This window comes from Agrococcus sp. GW821-FHT14H11, assembly GCF_058803545.1.
In genome coordinates this window covers 117,887-139,027 of the sequence record NZ_JBXAPA010000002.1, presented here as the reverse complement: position 1 = coordinate 139,027, position 21,141 = coordinate 117,887, and the positions used below count along the sequence as shown (strand labels likewise).

General features: G+C 74.8%; 20 protein-coding genes. 9 read left to right on the top strand and 11 right to left on the bottom strand.

What is annotated here, in order from left to right:
- Positions 1 to 7 precede the first annotated feature (7 nt).
- On the top strand, positions 8 to 727 hold the full coding sequence (locus AC1RNL_RS02775; RefSeq protein WP_146354882.1) for a hypothetical protein: 720 nt from the start codon (positions 8 to 10) through the stop codon (positions 725 to 727).
- 12 nt (positions 728 to 739) lie between these two features.
- On the opposite strand, the gene AC1RNL_RS02770 is transcribed toward AC1RNL_RS02775, so the two are convergent.
- The 3 genes from AC1RNL_RS02770 to AC1RNL_RS02760 all read right to left on the bottom strand — a co-directional run bounded on the left by AC1RNL_RS02770 (position 740) and on the right by AC1RNL_RS02760 (position 3,029).
- Positions 740 to 2,092, bottom strand: coding sequence for a cryptochrome/photolyase family protein (locus AC1RNL_RS02770; protein WP_492934344.1), 1,353 nt, complete (start codon positions 2,090 to 2,092; stop codon positions 740 to 742).
- Between the two features lie 104 nt (positions 2,093 to 2,196).
- The gene (locus AC1RNL_RS02765; RefSeq protein ID WP_492934343.1) at positions 2,197 to 2,469 is read right to left on the bottom strand and encodes a hypothetical protein; all 273 of its coding nucleotides are present in this window, start codon (positions 2,467 to 2,469) and stop codon (positions 2,197 to 2,199) included.
- Positions 2,470 to 2,612: 143 nt separating this feature from the next.
- Positions 2,613 to 3,029 carry a hypothetical protein gene (locus AC1RNL_RS02760; protein WP_492934342.1) on the bottom strand — a complete coding sequence of 139 codons (417 nt, stop codon included), beginning with the start codon at positions 3,027 to 3,029 and terminating at the stop codon, positions 2,613 to 2,615.
- A 120-nt stretch (positions 3,030 to 3,149) separates the two neighbouring features.
- Here AC1RNL_RS02760 and AC1RNL_RS02755 point away from each other — a divergent pair, with 120 nt between their 5' ends.
- Complete coding sequence (locus AC1RNL_RS02755; RefSeq protein ID WP_492934341.1) at positions 3,150 to 4,199, top strand: threonine aldolase family protein; 1,050 nt, start codon at positions 3,150 to 3,152, stop codon at positions 4,197 to 4,199.
- Between the two features lie 87 nt (positions 4,200 to 4,286).
- Here the strand turns inward: AC1RNL_RS02755 and AC1RNL_RS02750 are convergent, their stop codons facing one another.
- From AC1RNL_RS02750 to AC1RNL_RS02740, 3 genes are read right to left on the bottom strand one after another with little or no spacing between them, the layout of a single operon-like run.
- Positions 4,287 to 4,892 (bottom strand): DUF3618 domain-containing protein, encoded by a 606-nt coding sequence (locus tag AC1RNL_RS02750; RefSeq protein ID WP_128190723.1) that lies wholly within the window; start codon positions 4,890 to 4,892, stop codon positions 4,287 to 4,289.
- On the bottom strand, positions 4,889 to 5,344 hold the full coding sequence (locus AC1RNL_RS02745; protein WP_246993425.1) for a phage holin family protein: 456 nt from the start codon (positions 5,342 to 5,344) through the stop codon (positions 4,889 to 4,891). Before AC1RNL_RS02745 ends, AC1RNL_RS02750 begins: the two co-directional genes overlap by 4 nt.
- A gap of 17 nt (positions 5,345 to 5,361) precedes the next feature.
- The gene (locus tag AC1RNL_RS02740; protein WP_492934340.1) at positions 5,362 to 6,249 is read right to left on the bottom strand and encodes a hypothetical protein; all 888 of its coding nucleotides are present in this window, start codon (positions 6,247 to 6,249) and stop codon (positions 5,362 to 5,364) included.
- A gap of 142 nt (positions 6,250 to 6,391) precedes the next feature.
- Between AC1RNL_RS02740 and AC1RNL_RS02735 the strand changes: the two genes are divergently transcribed.
- A complete protein-coding gene (locus AC1RNL_RS02735; RefSeq protein WP_492934339.1) occupies positions 6,392 to 7,063 on the top strand; it encodes a YdeI/OmpD-associated family protein in 672 nt (223 codons plus the stop codon).
- Positions 7,064 to 7,084: 21 nt separating this feature from the next.
- Here the strand turns inward: AC1RNL_RS02735 and AC1RNL_RS02730 are convergent, their stop codons facing one another.
- Complete coding sequence (locus AC1RNL_RS02730; RefSeq protein WP_492934338.1) at positions 7,085 to 8,233, bottom strand: pyroglutamyl-peptidase I family protein; 1,149 nt, start codon at positions 8,231 to 8,233, stop codon at positions 7,085 to 7,087.
- Between the two features lie 69 nt (positions 8,234 to 8,302).
- Positions 8,303 to 9,067, bottom strand: a complete 765-nt coding sequence (locus AC1RNL_RS02725; RefSeq protein ID WP_492934337.1) for an endonuclease/exonuclease/phosphatase family protein — start codon at positions 9,065 to 9,067, stop codon at positions 8,303 to 8,305.
- Between the two features lie 121 nt (positions 9,068 to 9,188).
- On the opposite strand from AC1RNL_RS02725, the gene AC1RNL_RS02720 reads away from it, so the two are divergent.
- Positions 9,189 to 10,157 (top strand): ROK family protein, encoded by a 969-nt coding sequence (locus tag AC1RNL_RS02720; RefSeq protein WP_492934336.1) that lies wholly within the window; start codon positions 9,189 to 9,191, stop codon positions 10,155 to 10,157.
- A 210-nt stretch (positions 10,158 to 10,367) separates the two neighbouring features.
- Here the strand turns inward: AC1RNL_RS02720 and AC1RNL_RS02715 are convergent, their stop codons facing one another.
- Complete coding sequence (locus AC1RNL_RS02715) at positions 10,368 to 11,873, bottom strand: DEAD/DEAH box helicase (protein WP_492934506.1); 1,506 nt, start codon at positions 11,871 to 11,873, stop codon at positions 10,368 to 10,370.
- Between the two features lie 407 nt (positions 11,874 to 12,280).
- On the opposite strand from AC1RNL_RS02715, the gene AC1RNL_RS02710 reads away from it, so the two are divergent.
- A complete protein-coding gene (locus AC1RNL_RS02710) occupies positions 12,281 to 13,588 on the top strand; it encodes a cytochrome P450 (protein ID WP_492934335.1) in 1,308 nt (435 codons plus the stop codon).
- A 7-nt stretch (positions 13,589 to 13,595) separates the two neighbouring features.
- Here AC1RNL_RS02710 and AC1RNL_RS02705 read toward each other — a convergent pair whose 3' ends face one another.
- Both AC1RNL_RS02705 and AC1RNL_RS02700 read right to left on the bottom strand, forming a co-directional pair.
- Positions 13,596 to 15,041: a sugar porter family MFS transporter gene (locus tag AC1RNL_RS02705; RefSeq protein ID WP_492934334.1), complete on the bottom strand. Its 1,446-nt coding sequence runs from the start codon at positions 15,039 to 15,041 to the stop codon at positions 13,596 to 13,598.
- 205 nt (positions 15,042 to 15,246) lie between these two features.
- The gene (locus AC1RNL_RS02700) at positions 15,247 to 17,496 is read right to left on the bottom strand and encodes an ATP-dependent Clp protease ATP-binding subunit (RefSeq protein WP_281440018.1); all 2,250 of its coding nucleotides are present in this window, start codon (positions 17,494 to 17,496) and stop codon (positions 15,247 to 15,249) included.
- Between the two features lie 260 nt (positions 17,497 to 17,756).
- On the opposite strand from AC1RNL_RS02700, the gene AC1RNL_RS02695 reads away from it, so the two are divergent.
- The 4 genes from AC1RNL_RS02695 (at position 17,757) to AC1RNL_RS02680 (ending at position 21,094) form a co-directional block, all read left to right on the top strand.
- Positions 17,757 to 18,638, top strand: a complete 882-nt coding sequence (locus tag AC1RNL_RS02695; RefSeq protein ID WP_492934333.1) for a hypothetical protein — start codon at positions 17,757 to 17,759, stop codon at positions 18,636 to 18,638.
- A gap of 156 nt (positions 18,639 to 18,794) precedes the next feature.
- Positions 18,795 to 19,502 (top strand): Pr6Pr family membrane protein, encoded by a 708-nt coding sequence (locus AC1RNL_RS02690; protein ID WP_492934332.1) that lies wholly within the window; start codon positions 18,795 to 18,797, stop codon positions 19,500 to 19,502.
- 84 nt (positions 19,503 to 19,586) lie between these two features.
- The gene (locus AC1RNL_RS02685) at positions 19,587 to 20,312 is read left to right on the top strand and encodes a Pr6Pr family membrane protein (RefSeq protein ID WP_240671278.1); all 726 of its coding nucleotides are present in this window, start codon (positions 19,587 to 19,589) and stop codon (positions 20,310 to 20,312) included.
- A 14-nt stretch (positions 20,313 to 20,326) separates the two neighbouring features.
- Entirely contained in the window at positions 20,327 to 21,094 is a 768-nt protein-coding gene (locus AC1RNL_RS02680) for an alpha/beta fold hydrolase (RefSeq protein ID WP_128188930.1), read from the top strand.
- Positions 21,095 to 21,141 lie beyond the last annotated feature (47 nt).

The window sequence follows — 21,141 nt, the reverse complement described above, 5'->3', positions numbered from 1 at the left end:
AGCCGCCATGCGCATCCGCAACGTCGTGCAGCTGCACACCGTCAACCGCCTGCAGGCCTTCGGCTGGCCGCTCGTCATCATGTCGCTCTCGCTCACCATCACGCTCATCATCGGCGCGCTCGTGGTCGGCGTCGGCGGCGCCGACGCGCGCACCGGGATGAACACCGGCATGCAGTGGAACGGCGCGATCTTCGCGCTGCTCGGGCCGCTCATCGGCTTCGGCTTCATCGCCATGGGGCAGTACTTCCCGCTCGCGCTCGGCCTCGGCCTCACCCGCCGCGAGTTCGCCGCCGGCACCGCGCTCGTCTTCGTCGGCAACGCCGCCTTCTACGCCGCCGTCGTGACGATCGGCAAGGTCGTCGAGGTCGCGACGGGCGGCTTCGGGCTGGGCGTGCGCTTCTTCGACACCTTCTACACCGGCATCGGCGCGTGGTGGCAGACGCTCGTGCAGACGTTCCTGCTCATCCTCGCGGTGATGCTCGTGGGCGCGGCGATCACCACCGCGTTCCACCGCTGGGGGCAGTCGTTCCTGTGGGTGTTCTGGATCGGGCTCGCCGCCGTCGTGCTCGCGGTGGTCGCGGGGGCGCTGCTGTCGGATGCGTTCCGGGCGGCGGCGATGGACGTCCTCGGGATGGCCTGGGGCGGCTGGATGGTCGTGATCGCCGGCTTCGCGGCGCTCGGCGCGGCGGTCTGGCTGACGCTCGTGCGGCGGGCGCAGGCGCGGTAGCCGGGCGCCGGGTCAGCGCTTCACGGCAGCGAGGCGCGCGAGCGCCTCCTCGCGCTCGGCCTTGTGGTCGAGGATGCGCTCCGGGTAGCCGTGCGCGGAGCCGTCGGGCACCCTCCACGGCTCGTGCACCGCGGCGCCCGCGATGTGCCGCAGCTCGGGCACCCAGCGACGCACGTAGTCGCCGTCGGGGTCGAAGCGCTGGCCCTGCAGCACCGGGTTGAAGACGCGGAAGTAGGGTGCCGCGTCGGTGCCGGTACCGGCCGTCCACTGCCAGCCGTGGTTGTTGGACGCGAGGTCGCCGTCGGCGAGGTGCCGCAGGAAGTGGCGGGCGCCGTGCGGCCACCACACGTGGAGGTCCTTCGTGAGGAAGCTGGCCGTCACCATGCGCACGCGGTTGTGCATCCAGCCCTCGGCGAGCAGCTGGCGCATGCCGGCGTCGACGAAGGGGAAGCCGGTGCGCCCCTCGCACCACGCCTCGAAGAGCTCGCCCGGCTCGTCGTAGGCGATGCCGCGCAGCTGGTCGCCGTAGTCGTGCCAGGCCGAGCGCGGGTGGTGCAGCAGCACGTCGGCGTAGAACTCCCGCCAGGCGAGCTCGGTCTGGTAGCGCTTCAGCGAGCGCTGCGCCGCCGTGCTACGGCTCGGCGCGACGCGGTCGAGGTCGGCGAGCAGCGTGCGCGGATGCACGGCGCCGAGCTTGAGCGCGATCGACAGGCGGGAGGTGCCGTCGAGATCGGCGCGGTCGCGGGCGGTGTCGTAGTCGTCGATCGCGTCGTCGAGGAACTCGTGCCACCGCTCGAGCGCGCCCTCCTCGCTCGCCCAGCCGAGCTCGGCCGAGGTGTCGGGCGGCTCGGGCAGCGGCTCACCCTCGGCCCAGCGCACCCAGCGGGTGCCGGCCGGCAGCTCGGCGGGCGCCCGCCATCCGTGCTCGAGCCACGCCTTCGAGAAGGGCGAGAAGACGCGGAAGGGCTCGCCGTCGCGCTTGCGCACGCGCCCCGGCGAGACCGCGTACGGGGTGCCGGTCGCCACGAGCGGCACGTCGAGCGCCGCCTCGACACGGGTATCGCGCCGACGGCCGCCGGGCGTCGTCTCGCCCGAGACGTGCACCGCATCCGCCCCCACCTCGGCAGCGAGCGCGGGGATGACCTGCTCGGGCCGGCCGCTGCGCACGATGACCGCGCCGTCGGTGGCGCGGTGCAGCCCGGCGAGCGCGGTGCGGAGCGCCGCGGTGCGCGGCACGCCCGCATCCTCGAACGCCGGATCGACGACGAAGACGGGCAGCACCTCGCCGGCCTCGGCGGCGGCGGCCAGCGCCGGGTGGTCGTGCACCCGCAGGTCACGGCGGAACCACACGATCTGCGCACCCATGCGGGCAGGCTACGCGGCCCGGCTCGACGTCAGCCGCTGGGCCCTGACGGCCGACAGCCGGGCGGACGCGGATGCGCGCGCCCGGCCGCCGAAGCGTGGTCGCGTCAGCCGAGCGGGTCGGCCTGCTCCTGCTCGTCGGGCGCCGGCACGGGGTGCGGGTGCACGCCCGCGTCGAGGTGGCGCGTCGCGCTGGGCACGTCGGCGCCGTCGTGGGGCCTGAGGCCCTCGGCCTCGCTCGCGACGTCGTCCGCCCCGTGGTCGGCGACGGGCTGGTCGGGCCGCTGCTCGGCGAACTCGAGCTCGCCCGGGTCCGTCGGGCGCTCGTCGGGCACGTGCTGGTCGGTCGGGTGCTGTCCTGCGTCCATGCGCTCGGGCATCCGGTCTCCCTTCCTCGCGGTCGGCGCCGGAGGGCGCCGCTGCTCCCGCGCCCGGCAGTGTGGTCGCTCGACCTGTGCCGCGCCTGAGCGGGCGCGCGCCGCCGACGGCACCTGGGCCGTCGGCGGCGGGCGCCCACCTGCGGTCAGTGACGCGGGTCGTGCCGCTCCGCCTCGTCGACGACCGCGGGACCGGTGCCGTGCTCGGGCGAGTCGGCGTCCTGCACGGGCGAGCCCTCGCCCGTGGGCGACGGGCCGAGGCCCTGCGCGGGCGAGGCGGCATCCTGCGTGGCGCCGTCGCCGGCGGATCCGCGCGCGCCCTCGGCCGGCGACGCGGCGTCGCGCACCGGCGAGCCGGAGCCGTCGGACTGCGAGCCGAGCCCCTCGACCGGCGAGTCGGCGTCGTCGTCGAGGTGCGTGCCGGCCACGTGGTGGCCGTGCTCGTCGTGGTGGCCGTGCTCGCCGTGGTGCTCGTGCCCCTCGTGGCCGTGCTCGACGTGCTCGTGCTCGTGCTCGTGCTCGTCGTGCCGGCCGTGCTCCCCTGGCTGCGATGCGTGGTTCATGCGCTCCTCCAATCGTCGCGCGGCTCCGGCGTCGTCGCCGGCCCGCGGGTCTCCCTGCTCCGCATTCTGTCGCGAAGCTCCTGCACGCGCACCCATCAGCTCGTCTGCGAGGATCGTTCCGTGCAGCAGCTCCACGACGCGGATCGCCGCGGGTTCGCCTCCGACAACTACTCCGGCGTGCACCCCGCCGTGCTCGCGGCCGTCGCCGCGGCCAACGGGGGCCACCAGACCGCCTACGGCGCCGACGACTACACGGCGCGGCTGCAGGAGGTCGTGCGCGGCCACTTCGGCGACGCCGCCGAGGCGTTCCCGGTCTTCAACGGCACCGGCGCGAACGTGCTCGCGCTGCAGTCGCTCCTGCCCCGGTGGGGCGCGGTGATCGCGGCGAAGAGCGCGCACATCAACGTCGACGAGGGCGGCGCTCCCGAGCGCGTCGGCGCCATGAAGCTGCTCACCGTGCCGACGCCCGACGGCAAGCTGAGCCCCGAGCTCATCGACCTCGAGGCGTGGGGCTGGGGCGACGAGCACCGGGCCCAGCCGCTCGCGGTCTCGATCACGCAGTCGACCGAGCTCGGCACGCTCTACACCCCCGACGAGATCCGCGCGATCGCCGACCACGCGCACGAGCGCGGCATGCTGCTGCACGTCGACGGCGCGCGGCTGTCGAACGCGGCGGTCTCGCTCGGCACCGACCTGCGCGCGTTCACGACCGACGCGGGCGTCGACATCCTCTCCCTCGGCGGCACGAAGAACGGCGCGATGGGCGCCGAGGCGGTCGTCGTGCTCTCGGAGGGCGCTGGCGAGGGCCTCCTGTACCTCCGCAAGCTCAACATGCAGCTCGCGTCGAAGATGCGCTTCATCTCGGCGCAGCTCGTCGCGCTCTTCGAGGGCGACCTGTGGCGCGAGAGCGCCGCGCACGCCAACGCCATGGCGACGCGCCTGCGGGCCGCGGTCGAGCAGGTGCCCGGCGTCGGGTTCGCCTACCCGACCCAGGCGAACGGCGTCTTCGCGCGGCTGCCCGAGGGCGTCGCCGACCGGGTGCGCGAGCGCTTCTTCTTCTACGACTGGGACGCCCCGGCCGGCGAGGTGCGCTGGATGTGCACGTGGGACACGACCGAGGACGACGTGGATGCGCTGGCGCAGGCCGTGCGGGAGGCCGTCGGCGCGTAGGCGCGCGCCCGTCCGGCGCGACGCGGCCGGCGCACGACGAGGCCCCGGCGGTACTCCGCCGGGGCCTCGGGTCGTGCGGCGGAGCGTCTAGCGCTGCGCCTCGTCCTGCACGTGCTGACGGGCGCGCTGCGCGTCGTCCTGCACGTCCTTGGCGGCCGACTGCGCGTCGCCCTTGATGTGCTCGCCGGCCTGCTGCGCCGTGTCCTTCACGGACTGCGCCGCCTGCTGCGCGGGCTCCTTCAGGTGCTCGCCCATCTCCTGGGCGACGTCCTTCGCGCCGTCGACGAGGGGCTGCGCGCCCTCCTTCACCTTGCTCGCGACCTCCTTCTCCTTGTCGCTCGCGGGGATGAGGGAGGCGACGAGCGCGCCGACGCCGAAGGCGATGAGGCCGACGGCGAGCGGGTTGCCCTTCGCCTTGCGGACGGCCCGGTCGGCGCCGTCACGGACGCTCTCGCCGGCGTGGCCGATCGCGCCCTGCACGTCGTCGCCCATCCGCCCGACGGCCCCGGGGTCGTGGTCGTCGACGCCGAACACGCGGTCCTTGACGTCGCCGAACCGGCCCTTGATGCGCTCGGTCTGGCGACCGACCATGCCGCTCGGCGACACCTTCTCGCCCAGTGCGTCGACGTCGCCGCTGACCTCGGCGCGGGTGCGCTCGATCCGCGCGCGGATCTCCTCAGGTGTCTCGTTCATCGGTTCTCCTCCTTCGTGTGCGTGATGTCGGGGATGTGCTTGACGGAGTCGACCGTCTCGGGCATGGGCTCGACCTTCGCGAGCTCCTTGCGGCCCTGCGTGTAGAGCACGGCGGCGACGATCGCCCAGAGCACGCCCACGATGAGCGCGCCCCAGCCGAGGTGCTCGAGCCAGTCGCCGAGCGCGAACATGAGCGCGAGCGACAGGAACAGGATGACGAGGCCGCCTGCGTAGCCGGCGCCGCCGAGCATCCCCGCGCCCTTGCCCGCACGGGTGGCCTGCTCCTTGGCCTCGGCCTTCGCCAGGGCGATCTCCTGGCGCATGAGGGTCGAGGTGTCGCGCATCAGGTCGCCGACGATGTCGCCGAGCGACTGCGAGGCCGCCCGCTCCTCCGCGGGCGTCTCGGCCGCCGCGACGGCGGGATCCTCATGCGCGGCGTGCGCTCCGCGCATGCCGGTGGTGGGGTCGGTCACAGTCCGCCCTCCCTCCGCGTGGTCGGGTCGCCCTGGCTGCCGGGGACACCGGTGCCCGTCGTCGGGACGCCGCTGGGCGTGGCCGTCGGCACGCCGGTGGCCGGCGGGATGCCCGTGCTGCCCGGCATGCCGGTGCTCGCGGGGATGCCGGTGCCGTGCGGCTGGTGGCCCGTCTGCGCCGGGACGTCCCAGTCGGTGACGACGCCCTGCGTCGAGCCGCCGGGCCGGGCCTCCGGCGAGCGGATGCCCGCGACCGAGGTGGAGTCGGCGTGGCGGGCGGTCGAGGTGCCCTTCGCCTGGTCCTGCGCGTCGCCGATCATGCCGCGCGTGAGCCGGCCGACGACGAGTCCGGCGACGCCCGCGATGGCGATGAAGGTGCCGGGGTGCTGGCGCGCGTAGCGCTTGACCTCGTCGAGCAGGTCGGCGGGCTCGCGCCCGTCGAGCCAGCGTGCCGCCGCGTCGACGCGGTCGCCGACCTCGCCGGCGAGCTGCGCCGCGAGGCCGTGCTGGCCGGACTCCGAGGCCATCCTGCGGAGGTCGCCTCCGAAGGTGTGCATGCCGTCGGCCGCGCGCTGCGTCTGCGCCTTCGCCTGGCCCTGCGCCTCGTGCATCGTCTGGTCCCACAGGTGGCGCGCCTGCTGCTTCGCCTCGCCGGCGACGTTGCGAGCCTCCTCCTTGGCGGTGCCGGCGACGTTGCGGCCCGCGTCCGCGGCGGTGTCGCGCACGTGCGCGGCCTCCTCCTTCGCCGTGTCCTTCGTGCTGTGCTCCGACTGACCGGGCGCTCGCGTCGGCGGCACGGTCGGGGTTCCGAAGACCGCCTCCGCCTCGGGCGGGATGCCGCCGGGTCGGTGGAGCTGGTCGTTGGGCTGGTATGCGTCGGTCATGATCCATCCATTCCGTCTGACGTGGAGGCGGTGCCTCCGATGGCACTGACTTGTCCCCCATAGTCGTCCCCCATTCCTGGAAGTCAACTGGCTGTCTCCCAGGGTTCAACTCCAGGTCGCAGGTCGGTGCGATGCTGAGCGCATGGCCAGCGACGCATCCGCACGCATCGGCACACCGGGCGGCTCGGCCGAGCGCCCGGCGGTGTTCTTCCGCGATGCCGACGAGTTCCGCGCGTGGCTCGAGGCGCATCACGAGACCGCCGCCGAGCTCTGGATGGGGCTCAGCGCCAAGCACGTCGAGCCGCGCGGCCTCACGTGGGCCGAGGCGGTGCCGGAGGCCCTCTGCTTCGGCTGGATCGACTCGCTCTCGCAGCGCATCGACGGCGACGCGCGCCGGCAGCGCTGGACGCCGAGGAAGCGCTCGTCGACCTGGTCGGCGGTGAACGTCGCGCACGTCGAGCGGCTGCTGGCCGAGGGGCGGATGCGACCGGCCGGCATCGCGGCGTTCGAGGCGAGGCGGGAGGAGGCGACGGGCGTCTACGCGTACGAGCGCGCCGAGCAGCGGCTCCCGCCCGAGCTGCAGCAGCACCTCGACGCGTCGGCGGCCGCGCGCGCGTTCCTCGCCGAGGCGCCGGCGGGCTACCGCCGCACGGCCGTCGCGTGGGTGCTCGGCGCCAAGCGCGAGGCGACCCGCGAGCAGCGCGCGCGGCAGCTCGCCGACGACTCCGCCGCGGGTCGGCTCATCCCGCCGCAGCGGTACGGCGAGACGCCGCGCTGGGTCGAGCGCGCCGCGGCCGCCGCCGGCGCCGCCTGAGCGGCGCTGCCGCGGGCCCCGTCAGCCGCCCCGCTGCCCCTCGAGGTACGCCGCGAGCTTCGCGAGCGACTGGCCGAGCCCCAGCTCGTGATCCTCGGGCGAGATGCCCGGCGGCACGTCGGCCGCCGAGACCGTGACCCGCGTACCCGCCGCGACCGGCTGCATCCGCCACGTCATGAGCGTGTCGCCGCGGAAGCGCTCCTCGGCCGACTCGAAGGCGACCCGCTGCACCACGAGCTCGTGCGGCACGAGCTCGACGAACGTGACGCGCGACGCATCCGTCGCCTCGTCGGTCTTCGGGTCGACCGGGTCGTCGAAGCGCAGCACGGCGCGGAAGCCGCCGCCCTCGCGCGCGTCGAGCCCCTCGATCGACGCGGTCGCGCCCTCGGGCGGCAGCCACGCGGTGAGCGCCTCGGCGTCGAGCAGCGCCGCGTAGACGCGGTCGGGCGCCGCCGCGATGACGGTGCCGGCGCGGTCGACGCGCGGCGCCTCGCGCGCGTGCTCGTGCGCCGCGCTGTCCCCGTGCGCGATCGAGCGCACGGCGGCCGCGAGCCCGAGCGCGAGGTCGTCGAAGGTGAGCCGCCCGCCCTCGTGGGTGATGGCGGATGCGTCGGCCGAGGCGCCGGGGTCGGTCTCGTCGCCGACGCCCGCGGTGCCCCTCGTGCGCACCGCCGGCACGTGCACGAAGCCGCCCGGCACGTCGAGCCCGGCGACGAGGTAGGCGACGTGGTTGCAGAGGAACCGGCCCGCATCGTCGCTCGCGTCGGCGGGGAGGCCCACCGCGAGGATCGCGCTGACGAGCGCGTCGACGTCGAAGCCGGAGGGCCGCCCGGCCGGGCCCGCGGGGTCGATCGGGGTGCCGCGCGGCTGGTCGCCCGCGTTGTCGGGGATGCGCGCGTCGTCCTCGTTGACGGCCCACCGCTCGGGCGTGATCGCGCTGCGGCCGCCCGCCTCGCCCACCGCGAGCACCGCATCCGGCCGATGCTCGTCGACGAGCGCCCGCAGCGCCGGGCCCGCGGCGCCGAAGGCGACCGGGAGCGTGCCGGTGACGAGCTCGGCGCCCGGCTGCGGGTCGGCCGCCCACGCGTCGGCGAGCCGCCGCACCGCCTCGAGGCTCGCGTTCTCCGGGTCGCCGCCGAACGGCTCGAACGCTGTCACCAGGATCCGCATGGCTCCAGTGTGCCCCGGCGGCGCGAGCCGCGCATCCCGTCGGGCGGGGCGCCGGTCGGCCCGCGGTCGCTAGAACTCGACGACGACCGGCAGGTGATCGGAGAACGCCGGGCGAGGCGCGCGCGCCTGCCGGGACGGCGGCAGCTGGTCGGCGCTCAGCACGTGGTCGAGCTGCACGAGCGGGCGGTGCGAGGGGTAGGTCGCGCCCCGGGCCAGCAGCCGCGCGCGCGCCACGCGACGTGCCATCCCGGGCGGCAGGTTCAGGTCGCCCATGAGCACGCGCGGACCGGGCAGCGTGCGCAGCCACCGCATCCCGTGGCGCAGCTGCTGCGCGTTCGTGCCCTGCACGAAGGTCAGGTGCGCCGACGCGATCGTCCACACGCCGTGCGGCGTGCGGATCGTCGCCGCGACGATCGCGCGCGGCTCGTCGCGCAGCCACACCACGCGGTGCGTCTCGGGGTCGACGACCGGGGCACGGAACATCGGCGCGGGCGGGAGCCGGTGCACGTGCCAGCGCAGCACCGGGTAGCGCGACAGCAGCGCGATGCCGTAGGCGTCGGCGGTCGCGTCGAGGTCGTCGTCGCCCGCGGGCCGCCAGGGCCGTGCGGGATCGCCGATGACGGTCGGCACGAAGCGCGACGCCGTGGCGCCCATCGCCTCCGCCGCGACCGCGGTGAGGTCGATGTGGCCCGAGCGCGACTGGCCGCGGTCGACCTCCTGCAGTGCGAGCACGTCGGCGTCGAGATCGGCGATCGCGCGGCGGAACCGGTCCTCGTCGACGGCGGGGTCGGCGTGGGTCCTGCCGTGCAGGATGTTCCAGGTCGCCAGCCGCATGGGGCCATCCTGCCGCCTGCGGGCCCGGAGGCGAGGGATGCTCGGGCGCGGCGCGCGGATGCGTCGTCGGCGGATGCGCCGCCCGGGCCGCGCGAGCGCTGCGGCACGGCAGGATGGGAGCGTGACGATCGCAGGCCTCGACGTAGGCGGGACGAAGATCGCGGGGGTGGCGCTCGCCGCTCGCCCCGGCGGCGGCGCCTCGGCGACCCCTGCATGGGGCCTCGACGACGTGCTCGTGCGCACCCACCGGCCCCACCGCATCCACGGCCCCGAGGCGCTGCTCGACGCGCTCGAGGGCGCCGTCCGCGAGCTCGACGCGCAGCTGGCCGACCTCGGCCGCCCGCCCGTCGCCGCCGTCGGCCTCGCGATCGCCGCGTGGATGCCGCGCGACCGCGAGTCGATCATCTGGGCCGCGCACCTCGGCGTGCGCGACTTCGCGCTGCGCTCGGCGCTCGCCGAGCGGCTCGGCGTGCCGGTCACGATCGACAACGACGCCAACGGCTACCTCGTCGGCGAGGCGGCGATGGGCGCGGCGGCGGACGCGTCGTCGTCGATCCTGATCGCGCTCGGCACCGGGGTGGGCGGCGCGTTCGTCGCCGACGGGCGGCCGCTGCTCGGCGCCCACGGCCTCGCGGGCGAGCTCGGCCACGTGACGGTCGACGAGTCGGGGCCGGTGTGCTCGTGCACGGCGCGCGGCTGCATCGAGGCCTACGCGGGCGGCAACGCGCTCGCGCGCGACGCGGCGGCGGTGCCGGCGGCGGTGGCGCTCGCGCCGGGCGGCCGCCCGACGGCGCTGCACCTCGAGCGCGCGGCGCGGGCCGGGGATGCGACGGCCCTCGCCGTCATGGAGCGGGCCGGATGGGCCGTGGCGGCGGGGCTCCGCCGCCTGCTGCCCGCCTTCGACCCGGAGGTCGTCGTGCTCGGCGGCCGCGTCATGCTCGCCGCCGCCGACCTGCTGCTGCCGGTGATCGAGCGCGAGCTCGCCGCGCACGCGCCGCTGCAGGGCGTGCCGCAGCCGCGCCGGCTCGAGCTCGCCCGCCTCGGCGACCACGCGGCGGCGATCGGCGCGGCGGTGCTCGCGGCGCGCTGAGCCGCGCCCCGCGCCTCCCCCACCTCGCGCGGCTGCCGCCCTCCGCCGCGCCGCAACGCACCTCGCCTCCCCACAGATATAGGGCCAAGTGCTCGCATCACCCCGCGATGACAGCCACTGCCCCTACATCTGCGCCCGCGGACGCGGAACGGCCCCCGGCGCTGAGCCGGGGGCCGTTCCGCGCGCGGATGCGCGGGGTGCGGTGGGGCGTCAGCCCTGCGCGCGGCGCGGGGCGCGGCGCGAGCCGCCGCCGGTCGACGACCACGCCACGGACGAGCCGCCGCGCGGTGCGCCGCCCTGGCCGCCCGGGCGACCGCCCTGGCGAGCCGGCTGACCCGAGCGCGCGCCGCCCGAGCGGGCGCCGCCGCCCTGGCCGCCGCGGCCACCGGCAGCGCCGGCGCCGCCCTTGGTCTCGGGGCGACCCGAGCGGTCCTTGCGGGGACGCTCGGAGCGGGCGGTGCCGGCGCCGGCGCCGTGCGCGCCGGAGCCCGCGACGCCGTCACGGCTGCCGCGACCACGACCGCGGCCGCCGCCCGAGCGGCCCGCGCCCTGCGGCTGCTGGATCTCGTTGCCGGAGCCGGGGCCGCCGGGGACCGGCGCCACGTGCGGGGCGTACGGGCCGACGAGCTGGTCGACCGCATCCGACGACGCCGTGACGATCTGCGCGGGCACCGAGATCTCGGCCTTCCGCAGCAGCGTCATCGTGTCGCGGCGCTGCGCGGGCAGCATCACGGTCGCGACGTCGCCCTCCGAGCCCGCGCGCGCCGTGCGGCCCGAGCGGTGCAGGTAGGCCTTGTGCTCCATGGGCGGGTCGACGTGCACCACGAGCTCGACGTTGTCGACGTGCACGCCGCGGGCGGCGACATCCGTCGCCACGAGCACGCGCACGGTGCCGTCGGAGAACTGCGCGAGGTTGCGGTCGCGGGCGTTCTGCGACAGGTTGCCGTGCAGGTCGACGGCGGGGATGCCCGACGCGGTGAGGTGCTTCGCGAGCTTCTTCGCCTGGTGCTTCGTGCGGGTGAAGAGGATGCGGCGGCCCTCGCCCGAGGCGAGGCGGCGCACGAGCAGGTTCTTGTCGTCGGGCGCGACCTCGAACACGTGGTGCGTCATCGCGGCGACGGGCGAGTGCGCCTCGTCGACCGAGTGCATGACCTGGTTCTGCAGGAAGCGCTTGACGAGCTTGTCGACCCCGTTGTCGAGGGTCGCCGAGAACAGCATGCGCTGGCCGCCGGAGGGGGTCTTGTCGAGGATCTTCGTGACGACCGGCAGGAAGCCGAGGTCGGCCATGTGGTCGGCCTCGTCGATGACGGTCATCTCGATCGCCGAGAGCGATGCGACGCCCTGGTTGATGAGGTCCTCGAGGCGACCCGGGCAGGCGACGATGATGTCGACGCCGGCGCGGAGCGCCTGCTCCTGCGGGCGCTGCGAGACGCCGCCGAAGATGGTGGTGACGGTGAGGCCGGATGCCTTCGCGAGCGGTGCGATCGTCGCCGCGATCTGGGTGGCGAGCTCGCGGGTCGGCGCGAGCACGAGGCCGAGCGGCAGGCCCTTGCGGCGGCCGCCGCCAGCGAGCTCGCCCGAGAGGCGGGCGACCAGCGGGATCGCGAAGGCGAGGGTCTTGCCGGAGCCGGTCTTGCCGCGGCCGAGCACGTCGCGGCCTGCGAGCGTGTCGGGCAGGGTGTCGGCCTGGATCGGGAACGGGTGCTCGCGGTCCATCGCCTTGAGGGCCGTGACGAGCTTGGCGGGCACGCCCAGCTCGGCGAAGGTCGGCGTGGGCGCGGTGGTGGTGATGTCGGTCAAGGTTGCTCTTTCTGTGAGCGTGCGCGCGCATCCGTGGTCGCTGCACACTCGTGCAGGCGGATTCTTGGGTGGATGCGTCGACGCAGATTCGGCGAGCGCGGCGGTGGCCGCGATCGTTCGCCGTGGAAGGTTCATCGACATCCGGGAGCCGGATGGAGAGAGGAGCGTTCAACGACGCAGGTGAGGGGCTTCGACGCCCGGCTCACGCAGTGCGACCAGCCTAGCAGGTGGGGTCTGACATCGGCCAGGGCCGCCGCCGGAGGCCGCTCGGGGCGCGGTCAGGCGGCAGGGCTAGCGTCGGGCGGGACGGAAGGACGGACCCCATGGCGAACGCCCCCACCTCCGACGATACCCTCGCCTTCGTCGCGAAGGGCTACGACTTCGGCGCCCACATCTGGCACCGCGCCCGCGGGGCGGCCGCCCGGGCGGTGCCCCTGCGGCTGCTCGGCCGGCCCTCGCTGCTCGTGCGCGGCGCGGAGGGCGTCGACCTGTTCTACGACGAGGAGCGGATGCGCCGGCACGGCGCGATGCCGGCGTTCGTGCAGGAGACGCTCTTCGGGCACGGCTCGGTGCACTCCCTCGACGGGGCGGCGCACCGCCACCGCAAGGCGACGTTCCTCGACGTCGCCTACGAGGACGCGCAGGTCGAGCGCCTGCTGCCGCACCTCGAGCGGGAGTGGCGGGCGGAGGTCGACGCGTGGGTCGCGGGCGGCGAGCGCTCCGCCTACGACGCCGCGGTCGGCGCGCTCGGCCGCGCGATCATGCGCTGGGCGGGCCTGCCGGGCACCGCCGAGGCGAAGACGCGCTGGGCAGCACGCGAGGCGCAGATCGTCGACGGCTTCGGCGTGCCCTACTCGCCGGAGTTCCTGCTCGCCGCGCTCAACCGGCGGTGGTGCGACCGGCACGCGGAGGAGCTGATCGAGGCGGTGCGCGAAGGCACGCTCGAGGCCGCCGAGGGCACCGCGCTGCACGAGTGGGCGTGGCACCGCGGGCCCGACGGCGAGCTGCTCGCTGCGCGGCTCGCGGGCGTCGAGCTGCAGAACGTGCTGCGGCCGACGATCGCGGTCGCGCGGTTCGTCGCGTTCGCCGCGAAGGAGCTGCACGACCGGCCGGCCTGGCGTGAGCGCATCGCCGCCGAGACGGCCGAGCGCGGCCGCCTCACCGAGGGCCCGCTCGCGACCGCGTTCGCGCAGGAGGTGCGCCGCACGGCCCCGTTCGTGCCGATGCTGCCGGCCGAGGCGATCGTCGACGTCGAGCTCGACGGCGAGCGCCTCGAGGCGGGCGGGCGCGTCTTCATCGACATCCTCGGCACCGACACCGACGAGCGCTCCTGGGAGCGGGCCGACGAGTTCGACCCCGAGCGCTTCGTCGGCGTCGACGACTTCGAGGCGATCGCCGCCTTCATCCCGCACGGCGGCGGGCACCCGTCGACCGGCCACCGCTGCCCGGGCGAGAAGATCGCCATCGCGGGGCTCGCCGCCGCGATCGCCGCGCTCAGCGACCCGCGGCTGTCGATCCTCGGCGAGCGGCTGCACGTGAGCCGGCGCCGCCTGCCCACGAAGCCGGCCTCCGGCGGCGTCGTGCGCGCCGCATCCGCCGCCGGGTCGGGCTCGCGCTGCCCGTTCCACTGACGCGCGGTCAGCGACGGCGCGCGAGCGGCCGGCCGGCGGCGAGCTCGTGCTCGAGCCGCTCGAGCGAGCGTCCGCGCGTCTCGGGCACCTGCGTGGCGATGAACGCGAGCGCGACCGCGCCGACGGCCGCGAAGAGGAAGAACGTGCCGGTGATGCCGACCGCCCCGATGAGCGACGGGAAGCCGAGCGCGATCGCGCCGTTCGCGAGCCAGTGCGCGAAGACGGCGATGCCGATGCCGAGCCCGCGCATCCGCTGCGGGAAGACCTCCGAGAGGTAGACCCAGGTCGCGACGTTGAGGAACGTCTGCATCGCGCCGACGAAGGCCACCACGAGCGCGAGGATCACGAAGGGGCGGATGGGGTGCCCCGGCTCGAGCGCGACCGACGCGACCCCGATGAGCACGTGGCACAGCGTGGTGAGCGAGAAGCCGATGAGCAGCGTCGTGCGGCGGTCGAGGCGATCCATCATCGCGAGCGCCACGAGGCCGCCGACCACCGCGATGACGCCCGGGGCGACGTTGGCGATGAGCGCCGCCTGGGCCGAGAAGCCCGACTCCACGAGCACCGTCTGGCCGTAGTACATGATCGAGTTGATGCCGGTGAGCTGCTGCGCGACGCCCACCCCGATGCCGATGAGCAGGATGCGGCGGAGCCACGGGATGCGCAGCACCTCGGCGAGGCGGAGCCGGTCGCGGCGGCTCCCGTCGGGCAGCGCGCCCGCACGCTCGATCTGGGCGAGCTCGGCGACCGCGCGGTCGTCGGCGCGCACCGTGCGCAGCACCGCGAGCGCCTCGTCGTGCCGGCCGCGGGCCGCGAGCCAGCGGGGCGACTCGGGCATGCGCAGCATGCCGACGAAGAGCGCGAGCGCGGGCAGCGCGCAGACGGCGAACATGATGCGCCAGACGCCGTCGAGGTGCCCGAGCGCGCTGCCGAGGATCGCATTGACGACGAAGGCCGCGAGCTGCCCGACGACGATCGCGACCTCGTTGCGGCCCGAGATCGAGCCGCGGATCTCGAAGGGCGCGAGCTCGGCGAGGTACACCGGCACGACGGTCGACGCGCCGCCGACCGCGAGGCCGAGCAGCACCCGGCCGGCCACGACCGCCTCGAAGCCGGGCGCGAGCACGAGCACGACCGTGCCGACGAAGAACACGACCGCGAGGGCGACGAGCATCCGGCGCCGGCCGAGCGCATCCGACAGCCGTCCGCCGAGGAGCGCGCCGACGGCGGCGGCGAAGACGAGCGAGCTCGTGACGACGCCCTCGGTGAGCGCGTCGAGGCCGAGCGCCGCGCTCATCGGCCGCAGCGCCCCGTTGATGACGCCCGTGTCGTAGCCGAACAGCAGCCCGCCGAAGCACGCGACGATCGAGATGACGCCGAGCCGCGCGCGGTGCGGGCCGGGCGTGAGCGGCGGCAGGGCGACCTCGGCATCGAGGTGCGAGGCGACGGCCACGATCGTTCCTCCGGTTCCCGTGCGCTGGCGCACCCGAACGATCATGCCGTGTCGCGGGCGGTGCCGCGTCCCGGCGCCTCCCACCCGCGGCGCACAACGCAAGCCCGCGGCGCCCGATCAGCGGCGCGCAGCCGCGCCCGCCGGATCCTGCCGCAGGATCCGACGGGCGGGCTTGCGTTGTGCTGAGGCGCGGCGGCGCCGCGCGTCAGCGGTCGTCGTCGAGCGGTTCGCCCTCCACCACGTCGATGTCGTCGACGTCGTCGACCGTGTCGGCGTCGAACGACCACTGCGCGGGGCGCTCGGCGCCGGCCGGGCCCACCCACAGGCCCGAGCCGCCCGGCGCGACGTCGACCACGACCGTGTCGCCGTCGCGCACGACGCCGCCGAGCAGCGCGCGCGCCAGCCGGTCGTCGATCTCGCGCTGCATGAGCCTGCGCAGCGGCCGCGCGCCGTACATCGGGTCGTAGCCGCGCTCCCCCAGCCACTGCCTCGCCGCATCCGTCACCTCCACGGTGAGCCTGCGCTCGCGCAGGCGCCGGTCGAGGCCGTGCACCTGGATGTCGACGATCGCGCCGAGCTCGTCGGGCGAGAGCGCGTCGAAGATGACGATGTCGTCGAGGCGGTTGACGAACTCCGGCTTGAACGCGGCGCGCACCGCGCCCATCACCTGCTCGCGGCCCTGCGCCTTCGGCACCGTCGGGTCGGTGAGGAACGCCGAGCCGAGGTTGGAGGTGAGGATGAGGATGGTGTTGCGGAAGTCGACCGTGCGGCCCTGGCCGTCGGTGAGCCGGCCGTCGTCGAGCACCTGCAGCAGCAGGTCGAAGACCTCGGGGTGGGCCTTCTCGACCTCGTCCATGAGGATCACCGAGTAGGGGCGGCGACGCACCGCCTCGGTGAGCTGCCCGCCCTGCTCGTAGCCGATGTAGCCGGGAGGGGCGCCGACGAGGCGCGCGACCGAGTGCTTCTCGCCGTACTCCGACATGTCGATGCGCACGAGCGCCTTCTCGTCGTCGAAGAGCAGCTCGGCGAGCGCCTTCGCGAGCTCGGTCTTGCCGACACCGGTGGGGCCGAGGAAGAGGAACGAGCCGGTGGGCTTGTCGGGGTCGGAGACGCCCGCGCGCGTGCGGCGCACCGCATCCGCGACCGCCGAGACCGCCTCGCGCTGGCCGACGACGCGCTCGGCGAGCTCGTCCTCCAGCCGCAGCAGCTTCTCGGTCTCGCCCTGCAGCAGGCGCCCGACGGGGATGCCCGTCCACGCGGCGACCACGGAGGCGATGTCGTCGGCGCTCACCTGGTCGCCGACCATGCGCGCACCGGCCTCGGCCGCGCTCGTCTCGGCGGCCTTCAGCTGCGCCTCGACCTGCGGGATCTCGCCGTACAGCAGCCGGGAGGCGCGCTCGAGGTCGCCCTCGCGCTGCGCCCGCTCGGCGCGGCTGCGCAGCTCGTCGAGCTGCTCGCGCAGCCCGCCGATGCGGTTGAGGCTCGAGCGCTCCGCCTGCCAGCGCTGGTCGAGCTCGGCGAGCTCGGCGCGCAGGCCCGCGAGGGTCTCCTCGAGCTGGGCCAGGCGCTCCTTCGAGGCGTCGTCCTTCTCGCGCTTGAGCGCGAGCCGCTCGATCTCCATGCGGTCGACGGTGCGGCGCAGCTGGTCGATCTCGGTCGGCGCCGAGTCGATCTCCATGCGCAGCCGGCTCGCCGCCTCGTCGATGAGGTCGATCGCCTTGTCGGGCAGCTGCCGGGCGGTGATGTAGCGGTTCGAGAGGGATGCGGCGGCGACGAGGGCGCTGTCGGCGATCGTCACCTTGTGGTGGGCCTCGTAGCGCTCCTTGAGCCCGCGCAGGATCGCGACGGTGTCCTCGACGCTCGGCTCGCCCACGTACACCTGCTGGAAGCGCCGCTCCATCGCGGCGTCCTTCTCGATGAACTCGCGGTACTCGTCGAGCGTGGTCGCGCCGATCATGCGCAGCTCGCCGCGCGCGAGCATCGGCTTCAGCATGTTGCTCGCGCCCTGGCTGCCCTCGGCGGCGCCGGCGCCCATGATGATGTGCAGCTCGTCGATGAACGTGATGATGCGGCCCTCTGCCTTCGCGATCTCGGCGAGCACGTTCTTCATGCGCTCCTCGAAGTCGCCGCGGTACTTGCTGCCCGCGATCATCGCGTTGACGTCGAGCGAGACGAGCGACTTGCCCTTGAGGCTCTCGGGCACGTCGCCGGCGACGATGCGCTGCGCGAGGCCCTCGACGACGGCGGTCTTGCCGACGCCGGGCTCGCCGATGAGCACGGGGTTGTTCTTCGTGCGCCGCGACAGCACCTGGCTGATGCGCCGGATCTCGCTGTCGCGCCCGATCACCGGGTCGAGCCGGCCTGCGCGCGCGATCGCGGTCAGGTCGGTGCCGAACTGCTCCAGCGCCGACTGCTGGTCGTCCTGGCCGGGCATCATGCCGCCCATCCGTGCCATGTGGTTCCCCCTTCGTGCGCTGCCCGCCTCCCCCGGCGACCCTCGCATCCAAACTTGAGTGGTGTTGACTCAAGTTTACTCCGGATGCGGTGCGTTGCCTAGTGGGATGTCTGGCGCGCGAGCGCGCGGCTCGTCGCCCGAGCCTGGACGCCGTCTGGGAAAACGGGGCGGGAGCCGCCCCGCGCCCGATACTGGGGGACACCACGCCGTCCACGACGGCCGATCGAGCACGCAGACGTGCACGAGGCGAGGAGAGCGACATGAGCACCACCGGCCCTGAGGACCCCGCCCGTCGGGGCGAGCCCTACCCCTCCGATGCAGACCGGCGCGCCGCCGGCGACCCGGCCGACCGGCCGCTCGACCTGACCGACGACCGCGACCGCCGCATCGCGGCCGAGCACGACGAGCGCACGCGCGAGCTGCCGCGGCACGACCGCGACCTCGACGGCGACGGCGTCGCCGACGTGCGCGAGCGACGGCACGACCTCACCGATCGCGACGGCGACGGCGTCGCCGACGTGCGCGAGCGACGGGTCGTCGACGAGCCGCTGGGCGTCGACCCGCGGCACGACCGCGAGGTCGTCGTGGCGCGCGAGCGCGAGCGGTTCGGCGGCGTCAAGGTCGGCTCGGCCTTCTTCGGCTGGCTCACCGCCACCGGCGCGGTCGTGCTGCTCACCGCGCTCGCCGCGGCGATCGTGGCGCTCGTCGCATCGCTGTCGGGCGGCGTCGACGACGTCGTCGAGGACGCGCAGCAGAACCTCGACACGACCGGCATCTGGGGCATCGTCGTCCTGCTGGCGATCTGGTTCGTCGGCTACTACTGCGGCGGGTACGTGGCCGGGCGGATGGCCCGGTTCGACGGCGCGAAGCAGGGCGTCGCCGTGTGGGTGTGGGCCGTGGTCATCGCGATCCTCGCCGCCATCGTCGGCCTCGTCGCGGGCCAGAACTTCGCGGTTCCGCCGGGCTCGATGCCGACGCTGCCGCTGCCCGAGGACCAGGCGACGACCGCCGCGATCATCTCGGCGCTCGTCGTCGCCGTCGTGGCGCTCATCGGCGCCGTGCTCGGCGGCCTCGCCGGCATGCGCTTCCACCGCCGGGTCGACCGCGCGGGCCTCGAGGTGGCTCCCACCGCGCGCAGGTAGCGCGACGCACCCGGATGCCGGTCGGCGAGCGCTTCGCCGACCGGCATCCGCATGCGGTGCAGGTCCTCCGGCGCGGGCTCAAGATCGCCTCAAGCCGACCTCAATGCGGCGGACACCGGCTCAGAGCCGCGCAGCGCCCCGCCTAGGGTGAGGTGGATGACTGTCAAGGAAGACGTCCGCGTCACGAGCGACCTCCGCAGCCGCACGCTCCTCACGGCGCGCCTCGGCATGGCGGCCCTGATCGCAGCCGCGCTCCTCGGGCAGCTGCTGACGAGCCTGCAGTTCTGGGGCGAGCGCGGGGCGACCGACCTCGCCGTGAACCTCGTCGCCTACGGCTCCCTCTTCACCGTGCTGTCGAACACGGCGTCGATGGTCCTGCTCATCGCACTCGCCCTGGGGCTGCCCCGGCGCGACCGTCTCAGTCGCCGCTTCGACGTCGTGCTGCTGGCGACGACCACCTGCATGGTCGTCACGGGCGTCGTCTACAACGCGCTCATGCGCCCGATCGAGCTGCCGGACGGCGCGACCCTCGTGTGGGCGAACGAGGTGCTGCACGTCATCGCGCCGGCGTGGATGCTCGTCGACTGGGCCGTGACCGCGGGTGCGCGCGCCGTGCACCGGCGCGATCTCGCGGCCGTCGTGGTGTTCCCGGCGGCGTGGCTCGGCTACACGCTGCTGCGCGCCCCGAGCACGCCCGAGGAGGCGGCGAGCAACCCGTACTGGTACCCGCACCTGGATCCCGCGACCTACGACAACGGCGCCTTCGGGGTCGCCACGACGTGCCTCGCGATCACGGCCGCGCTGCTGCTCGTCGCCGGCGGCCTCATCGGCATCGCGCGCCGGCGGTCGCTCCACCGCGGCTGACCCGGCCACGGCGACGCGGGCTAGGCTCGCGGGTGACGTGCCAGGGCGCCCGCCCTCGACGCCGTGCCGAGCCCAGGAGCGCGCATGACGACCTCGCAGACGCAGGCGACCACGCCCATCCGGGCCTCGCGCATCCGCCGCCTCCTGCTCGTCGGCCGCGCCGTCATGGCGCTCGCGATCCTCGCGGCCATCGTCGGACAGCTCATCACGAGCATCGCCTTCTGGACCGCGCGCGGCGACGCGTCGGTCCCGCTCGACCTGCTCAACTTCTTCAGCTTCTTCACGATCGAGTCGAACGTGCTGGCCATGGTCGTGCTCGCGGTGCTCGTCGCCGCGCAGCTCGGGCGCCCGCGCATCGGTCGGCGCTTCGACGTGCTGGTGCTGTGCGCGACGACGTACATGGTCGTGACCGGCATCGTCTACAACACGCTGCTGCGCGGCATCGAGCTGCCGCAGGGCGCGACGCTCGGCTGGTCGAACGAGGTGCTGCACCTCGTGGCGCCGGTGTGGATGCTCGTCGACTGGCTCGCGAGCCGCCCGCGCCAGGTGCGCTTCGCCGACCTGGCGATCGTCGCGATCTTCCCCGTCGTGTGGCTCGCCTACACCCTGCTGCGGGGGCCCGCCACGCTCGACCAGGCGACCGGCAACCCGTACTGGTACCCGTACCCGTTCCTCGACCCGGCCGGCTACGACACCGGCTACGGCGGGGTCGCGATCATGAGCGCCGTCATCGCGGCGACCGTGCTGCTCGGCGGCGCCGCGCTCGTCGCGATCGCGCGCGCCAGGGCCCGGCGCTCCTCCGCCGCGTGAGTACTGTGAGGCGGGTGAGCGAGCTCCACACCACCAGCCTCGGCGAGACCGGCTCGCCGGTCGTCTTCTGCCACGGCCTCTTCGGCCAGGGCCGCAACTGGATGCAGATCGGCAAGGCGCTCGCCGACCGGCACCGCGTGACGCTCGTCGACATGCCGAACCACGGCCGCTCACCGTGGACGGAGCGGGTCGACTACGCCGAGATGGCCGACGCGGTCGCCGCGACCATCGACGAGCCGGCCGCGCTCGTCGGCCACTCGATGGGCGGCAAGGCGGCCATGCTCGCGGCGCTCCGCCACCCCGAGCGGGTCGAGCGGCTCTGCGTCGTCGACGTCTCGCCGGTCTCCTACCGATCGAGCGACGAGTTCCGCGGCTTCATGGACGCCATGCTCGGCATGGACCTCGCCGCGATTGCCTCCCGCGCCGACGCCGACGCCGCCCTCGCGCCCGCCGTGCCCGACCCGGGCATCCGCGCCTTCCTGCTGCAGAACCTGCAGCGCGACGGCGAGGGCTGGCGCTGGCTGCCGAACCTCGAGGTGCTGCGGCGCGACCTCGACGCGCTGCGCGGCTTCCCCGAGACCGACGCGGTCTACGAGGGGCCGGTGCTGTGGATCGCGGGCGCCGACTCCGGCTACGTGCGCGACGAGTTCCGCGACGAGATGGAGGCGCGGTTCCCGCGCGTGCGCCGGGTGACGGTCAAGGGCGCGGGGCACTGGGTGCACTCCGAGCAGCCCGCCGTGATGACGGGCCTCCTCGAGCGCTTCATCGACGACGCGGACTGAGCCGGCCGCCGCGCGAAGGCGGAGGCCGGCCCGGTCGCAACGCGATG